Here is a 9961-nt window from a genome sequence, read left to right on the forward strand (position 1 = left end):
TGGAGGTCATGATCAAGAACCTGATACTCGGGGCCATGCTGTTCGGCACGGCTCAGGACGAACGCCGCTCGTTCGAGCTCCTGGACCACTTCGTGGATGCCGGAGGCGTCTGGATCGACACCGCGAACTGCTACGCGTTCTGGGCCGACCCGGCCGGCTTCGGGGGGCACAGCGAGACGTTGCTCGGACGCTGGCTGGCACGCCGGCCGGGCGTCCGTGACCGCGTCAGGATCAGCACGAAGGTGGGCTGCGAGCCGACCGTCGCGGGGCGGTTCCCGGAGACCGCCGAGGGCCTGTCCGCGAAGGCGGTGAGGAGCGGGTTCGAGGCCGGCCTGCGCCGGCTCGGCACGGACCACGTCGACCTGTACTGGGCCCACATGCCCGATGCGTCCACCCCGCTGGAGGAGACGGTCGCCGCCTTCGACGAGCTGGTGTCCGCCGGTTCGGTCGGCCGTCTCGGCTGCTCCAACTACCCCGTGTGGCAGGTGGCGCGGGCACGGCAGATCGCCCGGGACCAGGGCGGCGCCGGCTTCACCGCCCTGCAGCAGCAGTACTCCTACCTGCAGCCGCGCCCCGGGACACGGCCCACCGTGTCCCACCGGTTCGGCATGGTCACCGACGAGGTGCTCCATTACGTGGAGCACCAGCCGGACCTGGAGCTGTGGGCGTACACGCCGCTGCTGGGCGGCGGCTACACCCGTACGGACAAGCCGCTGCCGGCGGAGTACGACCACCCCGGCACCGCCCGCCGCCTCGCCGCGCTCGACGCGACAGCCGCCGAGACCGGCACGAACCGCAACCGCGTGGTGCTGGCGTGGCTGACCGGAGGAAGTCCCGCGGTCATGCCGATCGTCGGCGTCAGCACGGTCGAGCAGCTGGACGAGGCGCTCGCCGGGGTGTCGCTCGAGCTGACCGCCGAGCAGCGCGAACGCCTGGACTCCGCCGGGTGACCTGGTGCCGCCTCCCGCCCGCCGGCCGGTCTAAAGTCGCAGGCGGGCTACAGGGAGGAAGCAGGAATGCCAAGCGGGACGCTCAGGCTGGGACGGCGGGAGTTCGGGCCGAACGAGCCGGTGATCATGGCGATCGTGAACCGGACTCCCGACTCCTTCTACGACCAGGGGGCGACCTTCCGCGACGAACCCGCGCTCTCCCGGGTCGAGCAAGCCGTCGCGGACGGAGCCGCGATCGTCGACATCGGCGGGGTGAAGGCCGGCCCCGGCGAGGAGGTCACGGCGCAGGAGGAGGCGCGCCGTACGGTCGGCTTCGTCGCCGAGGTGCGCCGCCGCCACCCGGACGTCGTGATCAGCGTGGACACCTGGCGGCACGACGTGGGCGAGGCCGTCTGCGAGGCCGGGGCGGACCTGCTGAACGACGCGTGGGGCGGCGTCGACCCGAAGCTGGCGGAGGTGGCCGCGCGGTTCGGGGCGGGGCTGGTGTGCACACACGCGGGCGGCGCCGAGCCCCGTACACGACCGCACCGGATCGCCTACGACGATGTGATGGCGGACATCCTGCGCGTGACCCTGGGCCTCGCCGAGCGCGCCGTGGAGCTCGGGGTGAGGCCGGACGGGATCATGATCGATCCGGGGCACGACTTCGGCAAGAACACCCGGCACTCGCTGGAGGCGACGCGCCGGCTGGAGGAGATGACGGCCACGGACTGGCCGGTGCTGGTCTCCCTCTCCAACAAGGACTTCGTCGGGGAGACGCTGGACAGGCCGGTCAAGGAGCGCGTCATCGGCACGCTCGCGACGACGGCCGTGTCGGCCTGGCTGGGGGCGCGGGTGTACCGGGTGCACGAGGTGGCCGAGACCCGGCAGGTCCTCGACATGGTGGCGTCCATCGCGGGCCACCGGCCGCCGGCGGTCGCGCGGCGGGGCCTCGCATAGCCCCCGTACCCTCTCCCCCGGGCGGCCCGGGGGAGAGGGTCGCGGCGGCGGTCCCTAGCGGCCGACTTCCTTCGTGACCAGCCGGACCGCCTCGTCCACGTCGTCCGTGACGTGGAACAGCATCAGGTCCCGCTCGGACGCCTTGCCCCCCGCGACCACGGTGTCCCTCAGCCAGTCGACCAGGCCGCCCCAGTACGCCGTGCCGAACAGGACGATCGGGAAGCGCGTCACCTTGCCCGTCTGCACCAGGGTCAGCGCCTCGAAGAGCTCGTCCAGCGTGCCCAGGCCGCCGGGCAGGACGACGAAGCCCTGGGCGTACTTCACGAACATCGTCTTGCGGACGAAGAAGTAGCGGAAGTTGACACCGATGTCGACATGTGGATTCAGGCCGGACTCGAAGGGCAGCTCGATGCCGAGTCCGACGGAGACGCCCTTGGCGTCCCTGGCCCCCTTGTTCGCCGCCTCCATGGCGCCGGGGCCACCGCCCGTGATGACGGCGAATCCCGCCTCGACGAGCGCCTTGCCGATCTGTACGCCCGCCTCGTACTCGGTTCCGCCCGCCGGGGTGCGGGCCGAACCGAAGACGCTGATGGCGCTGGGAAGTTCCGCCAGCGCGCCGAATCCCTCGACGAACTCGGACTGGATCCGCATGACCCGCCAGGGGTCGGTGTGGACCCACTCCGAGTCGCCCTCCGAATCCAGCAGCCGCTGATCGGTCGTGCCCGGCTGGACCTGGTCCCTGCGGCGCAGTACCGGCCCCAGTCGCTGTTCCTCGGGCTTCACCGCACCCTCGGGAATCTGCGCGCCCTCGGGGATCCGTGCGTCCTCCGGGTTGCCCATGACCTGCTCCCTCCGCCGACCTGCGATGTGCGTGTGTCGCTTCAGCGTAGATCGGCGGAGGTTACACGCAGGGGAATGCCGTGAGTCAGCTGGTGAGCCAGGAGCGGAGGCGCTCCTCGCAGTGCGTGATCCTCTCGACACGTACGTGCTCGTCCCGCTTGTGCGCGAAGAGCGGGTCGCCCGGGCCGTAGTTCACCGCGGGCACCCCCAGGGAGCCGAACCGGGACACGTCCGTCCAGCCGAACTTGGGCCGCGCGACGCCGCCGACCGCGTCCATGAACGCCTTGGCGGCGGGGTGCGAGAGACCGGGCATCGCGGCTCCCGTGTGGTCGTCCACGACGAACTCGTCGACACCGCAGTCCGCGAAGACCTCCTGGACGTGCGCCTCGGCCTCCTCGGCCGTGATGTCGGGGGCGTAGCGGTAGTTGACGACCAGGGTGCAGGCGTCCGGGATGACGTTGGTGGCGACGCCGCCCTCGATGCCGACGGCGTTCATCCCTTCGTGGTATTCCAGCCCGTCGATCACCGGACGGCGCGGCTCGTACGCGGCCAGCCGGGCCAGTGCCGGAGCCGCCGCGTGGACCGCGTTGGAGCCCATCCAGCCGCGTGCGGAGTGGGCCCGTTCGCCCTTGAAGCGCAGATGGACGCGGAGCGTGCCCTGGCAGCCGCCCTCGACCTCGCCGTTGGAGCCCTCCAGGAGGACGGCGAAGTCGGCGTCGAGCCATTCGGGGTGCGCCTCGGCCACATGACCGAGGCCGTTGAGGTGGGCGGCGACCTCTTCGTTGTCGTAGAAGATGAAGGTGAGGTCGCGGTTGGGCTCCGGCACCGTCGCCGCGATGCGCAGCTGGACGGCCACGCCCGACTTCATGTCGGAGGTCCCGCAGCCCCACAGCACGCCGTCGTCGTCGAGCCTGGACGGCACGTTGTCCGCGATCGGGACGGTGTCGATGTGCCCCGCCAGCACGACCCGCTCGGCGCGGCCCAGCTGTGTCCTGGCCACGATGTTGTTGCCGTGGCGGTCGACGCTCAGGTGCGGCAGCGGGCGCAGAGCCGCCTCGATGGCGTCGGCGAGGTCCTTCTCCTGCCCGCTGACCGACGGGAAATCGACCAGCTGTGCGGTGAGCGCCGGGCCGTCCAGGGCGAGGTCGAGCGTGTGTCCATCCATGGCCACGACCCTAACCGGCGCCGCTCCTACCCTCCAGTACGGTGGCCCCGTGCCCAGGACCAGCCCCTCTTCCCGCCGTGGCCGCGCCTTCCGTGTCGCGGCCTCCTTCGCCGTGATCCTGGCACTGGCCGGCTATCTGGCCGTGCGGTACCTCTCCGGCGGCGGCGGAGTGCCCCGCTGCACCGTGGGCCCCGCGGACGGGGGTGAGGGGCGTACGTACGAGCTGAGCCCGGACCAGGCCGCCAACGCCGCCACGATCTCCGCCGTGGGCACCACGCGGGGGCTGCCGGAGCGCGCGGTGACCATCGCGCTGGCGACCGCGCTGCAGGAGTCCACGCTGCGCAACCTCGACCACGGGGACCGGGACTCGCTCGGTCTCTTCCAGCAGCGCCCCTCGCAGGGGTGGGGCACGCCCGAGCAGATCATGGACCCGGTCTACTCGGCCGGGAAGTTCTACGAGGAGCTCGTCGAGGTCCCGCGCTATCTGGATCTGAAGCTGACCGTCGCGGCCCAGTGGGTGCAGAGGAGCGCGTTCCCGGACGCGTACGCCAAGCACGAGCCGGATGCCCGGCTGCTTGCCGACGCGCTGACCGGACGCGCCCCGGCCTCGCTGACCTGTTCGGTGCCGGCGCCGGCGGCCGGGGAGTCCGGGGACGCGGCGGAGGTCAGGTCCGATCTGGTGCGTGCCTTCGGGTCGGACGTCCTGCCGTCGGCCGGGTCGGCGGGCGCCTCGGCGGCGGGCACGGTGTCGGTGCCCGTGCGGGCCGCGGACGAGGCGATGCCCCGGCGCGGCTGGGAGCTCGCCCACTGGGCGGTCGCCCGGGCCGGGACCCTGCGGATCGCGGAGGTCTCGTACGCGGGCCGGACGTGGACCGCCGGGTCGGGCTGGCGGACGGATCGCGAGGAATCGGGGGCCACAACGGTCCGAATGCGGCTCGCTCAGTAGTGCGGCCTGTCATCCGTACGGGCCGTCCGGCGTCCGCCGGACCCCTGCTGCCGCACCTGTTTCCCCGCCCCTGCACCCAGGGCCGATTTCCTTGCCGTCGCGGGGAAGTGACGGTTCATCAGGCGACCGCCGAATGCGCCGTTCGCCCGGGTTCCTCCATTGCGGATTATCCGACGCATTACCGAGTCTTTACCTCGGTGCCCCGCAACCTTCCCCGCCCCCGGACCGGTTGTTCAGTGCGTCCGATCACCGGACAGGCGGATTCCACGTCCGCCGCGTAACCGTTGACGTCCCGTCGAAGGAGCATCATGTCCCTCCCCCTGACCCGCCGGATCGCCCGTGCCGCGCTGCTGATCGCCGCGGGTGCGGCCCCTGTGGTCGGCGCGGCCGGTGCCGCGGGTGCCGCGGGGCTCCCGCAGACCCCCGCGCTCGGCGGCCTCACCTCGCTCGACGGCGCCGGACTCAGCAGCACGCTGGACTCCGCGTCGAAGCAGGGCTCCGAGGTGGCGAACGAGACCGGCGGCAAGGTGGTCGGCACGACCCTTCCCGCCGCGGGCAAGACCCTCCAGACGGCCGGCAGCGTGGCGGACGGCGAGCTCACGGAGGACACCCTCCCGACCAAGAGCCTGCCGACCAAGGGCCTGCCGATCGGCTGATCCGCCGGAGCACGCGCCGTCACAGGCGCACGGAGGGGCCTCGGGAGTGCGCACTCCCGAGGCCCCTCGGCGTACTGCCGGGTGTCCGTCCGCTCAGGACAGCCGCTTGACCGCCGCGTCCACGCGCTCGTCCGAGGCCGTCAGGGCCACCCGTACGAAGCGGTCGCCGGCCGGCCCGTAGAAGTCGCCCGGCGCCACCAGGATGCCGAGCTCCGCCAGACGCGCCACGGTCTCCCAGCACGGCTCGTCGCGCGTGGCCCAGAGGTAGAGGCTCGCCTCGCTGTGCTCGATCCGGAAGCCGTGGGCCTCCAGGGCCGCCCGCAGCACGGTGCGCCGCCGCGCGTAGCGCTGCCGCTGCTCCGCCACGTGCGTGTCGTCGCCCAGCGCCGCGACCGTAGCCGCCTGGACCGGGGCCGGCGTCATCATCCCGCCGTGCTTGCGGATCTGGAGCAGCTCGCCGAGGACGGCCGCGTCACCCGCGACGAAGGCCGCGCGGTAACCGGCGAGGTTGGAGCGCTTGGAGAGCGAGTGGACGGCCACGACGCCCTCGTACGTGCCGCCGCAGACGTCCGCGTGGAGCACGGAGACGGGCTCGGCCTCCCAGCCGAGCTCGAGGTAGCACTCGTCGCTGAAGACCAGCACACCGTGCTCGCGCGCCCAGGCGACGATCCGGGTCAGCTCGTCCTTCGGCAGGACGCGGCCCGTCGGGTTGGACGGGGAGTTGAGCCAGAGCAGCTTCAGGCCCTGCGGGTCCAGCTCCGTCGGGTCGTCGTAGACGACGGGCTCGGCGCCGCAGAGCCGCGCGCCGACCTCGTACGTCGGGTAGGCGAGCCGGGGGTAGGCGACCTTGTCGCCCGCGCCGAGACCCAGCTGGGTCGGCAGCCAGGCGACCAGCTCCTTGGAGCCCACGACCGGGAGCACGTCCTCGTGCGCCACGCCGTCCGCCGCGCCGAGCCTGCGCTCCACCCATCCGGTCAGCGCGTCACGCAGTGCCTCGGTCCCCCACACCGTCGGATAGCCGGGGCTGTCCGCCGCGGCGATCAGCGCCCGCTGGATCAGCTCGGGTACCGGGTCGACCGGCGTACCGACCGACAGGTCCACGAGGCCGTCCGGGTGGGCCACGGCCGTCGCCTTGTAGGGCGCCAGCTTGTCCCAGGGGAAGACCGGGAGACGGGAGGAGACGGGAACTGCTGCGGACACGGAACTCTGCTTTCTCGTACGGGGACGTGGCGGCGGGAAACACCTCGGTCCCGCACGGTGACAAGCCGTACGGGACCGGACGGCGCGCGTGCCGCCGCCGACGGCTCACCCGCGGCAGGCAGGGAGCCGGCTCACTTCCTGCCGCGGGTGGGGCCGTTACTGGTTCTGCGGCGGCAGCGCGGCGATGAACGCGTGGTCGCGCTCGATGAGACCCAGCTTGGAGGCGCCGCCCGGCGAGCCGAGGTCGTCGAAGAACTCGACGTTCGCCTTGTAGTAGTCCTTCCACTCCTCCGGGGTGTCGTCCTCGTAGAAGATGGCCTCGACCGGGCAGACCGGCTCACAGGCTCCGCAGTCGACACACTCGTCCGGATGGATGTACAAGGACCTGGAGCCCTCGTAGATGCAGTCGACGGGGCACTCTTCGATGCAGGCCTTGTCCTTCACGTCGACACAAGGCTGCGCGATGACGTAGGTCACGCTGTCGTTCCTCCTCGGTAGGGCGTTGGCTCTCGCGCGGGAGCGCGGCGTCGTCGATGCCCGCCCCTAGTATCTCCGTTCCGGGGCACGAACCGAACAGGAGGGGCAGACAGAGCTGTGGAATTCACCATGGGCGGACGGCTCGAGGTCCGCATAACCCCTGCTGACGTGGGCAAACGCGTATCGGTGCGGCGCACGGCCGACGTGCGCGGCGAGGGCGCGAAGTTCACCGACACGGTCGGGGTTCTCACATCGTGGGACGGCGGAGTGCTGTCGGTCACGACGAAGAACGGCGAAATCGTCCGGATCGCGGAATCGGCGCTGGTGGCGGGCAAGGTGGTGCCTCCGGCCCCGGCCCGCCGCCGCGGTCCCGCCGCGTCGTTCGGTGAACTCGCCAGGGCGACCGCGCGCGCCTGGGAGCCCGTCGAGAGCGAACTCCTGGGCGACTGGCGGCTGCGCGCGGCGGGCGGATTCACCCGCCGCGCCAACTCCGTGCTTCCGCTCGGCGATCCGGGTCTCCCGATCGGCGAGGCGCTCGGGCGTGTCCGCCGCTGGTACGCGGAACGCGGCCTGCCCGCCTACGTCCAGACCTCCACGGGCGCCGGAGGCACGCAGGAGGCGCTCTGCGCGGAGCTGGAGGAGCACGGGTGGCGGCGCGAGGTGACCGCCGAGGTGCGGATCGCGGCGCTCGCGCCCGTCGGCGACCTGGACGCGGACATCTCCGGCGTACGGATGGCCCGTGCGCCGGACGACGCGTGGCTCTCCCGGTACCAGCGCTTCGAGACGCCGGGAGCCCATGTGCTGAAGGTGCTGGGCAGCGGTCCTTCGGTGTGGTTCGCCTCCGTCCCGGGCGACGGTCCTGCGGGGGTGCCCGCCGCGATCGGGCGCTGCGTGGTGGACGGCCGCTGGGCGGGGTTCATGGCCGTCGAGGTCGGCCCGGAGCACCGGCGCCGCGGTCTCGCGACGGCCGTCATGACGGCGCTGGCCCGCACGGCGCTGGACGAGGGCGCCTCGGCCGCGTGGCTCCAGGTGGAGGCGGACAATGAAGGTGCCCGCGCGCTGTACGACGGCATGGGCTTCGCCACCCACCACAGCTATCACCACTTCCGGCCCGCGTAGCGGGGAGAGCAGCAAGGGGGACGTGCACACATGAGCGCCGAGGATCCCGGCACGGACGGACGACGACGGCGGTTCGCCGAGGAGGCACGCGCCGAACGGCCCGACCTCGCGCTGCTCTGCCTGCTGCTCGGCGCGGAAACCGCGCCGCCGTCGCCCGGCGACGCCGACCCCCACGGCATCGACGCGGCGCAGATCGAGCTGGACCGGCTGGCGGGCCTCCTGCCGTACGGAGTCCGTGACGCCCGCTCGTGGGCGTCCGCACTGGCCGGACTGCTCGGCGAGCGCTGCGGTTTCGCGGGCTCTTCCCAGGACTACCAGCGGCTGGACTCGTCGGTGCTCCAGCAGGTGCTGCTGCGCCGCAGGGGGCTGCCCATCCTGCTGTCCGTGGTCTGGATCGAGGTCGCGCGGCGGGCCGGGGCGCCGGTCTACGGACTGGCCCTCCCCGGACATTACGTGGTCGGTTTCGGCGACCCGGCCGAGCGGGTGCTGGCCGACCCCTTCGCCGGCGGCGCGCCCCTGAGCGGCGAGGACGCGGATCTGATGGTGACCGGGATGACCGGAGAGCCGGCGGCGGCGGTTCCGGTGCCCGCCAGACCGCTGGAGACCGTACTGCGGATCCTGAACAACGTCCGGGCCTGGGCGGCGGCACGCCCCGAGCGCACGGACGTGGCGCTGTGGGCACTCGAACTCTCCCTCCTGCTCCCCTCGCACCCGGCCAGGCTCCGCTACGAGCGGGCCCAGCTCCTCGTGCAGCGCGGGGAGTTCCTGCGGGGGGCGGCGGAGATGGACGAGTACGCCGAGATCGTCGACGGCATCGAGCCGACGGCGGCCGAGGCCATCCGCCACCGCGCGCAGGCCGCCAGAGCGCTGCTGAACTAGGGCGGTCCCCCGTGTGGTCACCCTGTGAACCCACAGGGTGCGCCGTCTGCACGCAAAGTGCCCCAATCGCCGTACAGGGGCCGCCATTTCTTGCCCGCTCAGCGATCGGATGAGGCTCCTACCGCACACCTCTTGACGTGTCCAGGGCGAAACGGGTTACATCGGCGACACGAGAGAGCGCTCTCTCTCCTCTCTCGAAGTTCCGTCGTGCACCCGTACCACGACCCAGGAGAAGTCATCCATGCAAGCTCCCCCCACGAGTTCCGCGCCCCCCACCGCACCCCACCGGCACCGTCGCTCCAGGACGCTCGGCTTCGCCGCGCTCGCCGTTTCGCTGCTGATGGCCTTCCCCACAGCCCAGTCGGCGTTCGGTGACGAGGCCGAGGAGGTCCCCGGCGGTGGCGATCTCGGCCCCAACGTGCTGGTCTTCGACCCCTCGACCCCGGACATCCGGGGCAAGGTCGACGAGGTCTTCAAGAAGCAGGAGTCGAACCAGTTCGGCAGCGACCGCTACGCGCTGATGTTCAAGCCGGGCACGTACGACAACATCAACGCGCAGATCGGCTTCTACACCTCGATCGCCGGCCTCGGCCTGAACCCCGACGACACGACCTTCAACGGCGATGTCACCGTGGACGCGGGCTGGTTCGACGGCAACGCCACCCAGAACTTCTGGCGTTCGGCCGAGAACCTCGCCCTCAACCCGGTCAGCGGCACCAACCGCTGGGCCGTCTCCCAGGCCGCCCCCTTCCGCCGCATGCACGTCAAGGGCGGACTCAACCTCGCACCT

Annotated in this window: 10 protein-coding genes and 1 pseudogene; 7 read left to right on the plus strand and 4 right to left on the minus strand. The window is 72.0% G+C overall.

Features of this window, described 5'->3' with window-relative positions; translation table 11 throughout:
• Positions 1-8: 8 nt before the first annotated feature.
• Positions 9-950: an aldo/keto reductase gene (locus tag ACZ32T_RS20005; RefSeq protein WP_467368025.1), complete on the plus strand. Its 942-nt coding sequence runs from the start codon at positions 9-11 to the stop codon at positions 948-950.
• Positions 951-1016: 66 nt separating this feature from the next.
• On the plus strand, positions 1017-1889 hold the full coding sequence (folP, locus tag ACZ32T_RS20010; protein ID WP_467274376.1) for a dihydropteroate synthase: 873 nt from the start codon (positions 1017-1019) through the stop codon (positions 1887-1889).
• A 54-nt stretch (positions 1890-1943) separates the two neighbouring features.
• Here the strand turns inward: folP and ACZ32T_RS20015 are convergent, their stop codons facing one another.
• Both ACZ32T_RS20015 and dapE read right to left on the minus strand, forming a co-directional pair.
• Positions 1944-2729, minus strand: a complete 786-nt coding sequence (locus tag ACZ32T_RS20015) for an LOG family protein (RefSeq protein ID WP_467274374.1) — start codon at positions 2727-2729, stop codon at positions 1944-1946.
• An 85-nt stretch (positions 2730-2814) separates the two neighbouring features.
• Positions 2815-3894: a succinyl-diaminopimelate desuccinylase gene (gene dapE, locus ACZ32T_RS20020; RefSeq protein WP_467368027.1), complete on the minus strand. Its 1080-nt coding sequence runs from the start codon at positions 3892-3894 to the stop codon at positions 2815-2817.
• 49 nt (positions 3895-3943) lie between these two features.
• Here dapE and ACZ32T_RS20025 point away from each other — a divergent pair, with 49 nt between their 5' ends.
• Both ACZ32T_RS20025 and ACZ32T_RS20030 read left to right on the plus strand, forming a co-directional pair.
• Positions 3944-4840 (plus strand): hypothetical protein, encoded by an 897-nt coding sequence (locus ACZ32T_RS20025; protein ID WP_467274370.1) that lies wholly within the window; start codon positions 3944-3946, stop codon positions 4838-4840.
• A gap of 308 nt (positions 4841-5148) precedes the next feature.
• Positions 5149-5496, plus strand: a complete 348-nt coding sequence (locus ACZ32T_RS20030; protein ID WP_467274368.1) for an ATP-binding protein — start codon at positions 5149-5151, stop codon at positions 5494-5496.
• 93 nt (positions 5497-5589) lie between these two features.
• Here the strand turns inward: ACZ32T_RS20030 and dapC are convergent, their stop codons facing one another.
• A complete protein-coding gene (gene dapC / locus ACZ32T_RS20035; RefSeq protein ID WP_467368029.1) occupies positions 5590-6696 on the minus strand; it encodes a succinyldiaminopimelate transaminase in 1107 nt (368 codons plus the stop codon).
• A gap of 156 nt (positions 6697-6852) precedes the next feature.
• On the minus strand, positions 6853-7173 hold the full coding sequence (gene fdxA, locus ACZ32T_RS20040; protein ID WP_014154250.1) for a ferredoxin: 321 nt from the start codon (positions 7171-7173) through the stop codon (positions 6853-6855).
• A gap of 117 nt (positions 7174-7290) precedes the next feature.
• On the opposite strand from fdxA, the gene ACZ32T_RS20045 reads away from it, so the two are divergent.
• The 3 genes and pseudogenes from ACZ32T_RS20045 to ACZ32T_RS20055 all read left to right on the plus strand — a co-directional run.
• Entirely contained in the window at positions 7291-8292 is a 1002-nt protein-coding gene (locus tag ACZ32T_RS20045; RefSeq protein ID WP_467368031.1) for a GNAT family N-acetyltransferase, read from the plus strand.
• Between the two features lie 30 nt (positions 8293-8322).
• Positions 8323-9171, plus strand: a complete 849-nt coding sequence (locus ACZ32T_RS20050) for a transglutaminase-like domain-containing protein (protein ID WP_467368033.1) — start codon at positions 8323-8325, stop codon at positions 9169-9171.
• A gap of 241 nt (positions 9172-9412) precedes the next feature.
• Positions 9413-9961, plus strand: a pseudogene (locus ACZ32T_RS20055) (coagulation factor 5/8 type domain-containing protein); the annotation flags it as partial.

The sequence above is a fragment of the Streptomyces sp. NPDC023573 genome (assembly GCF_055559735.1).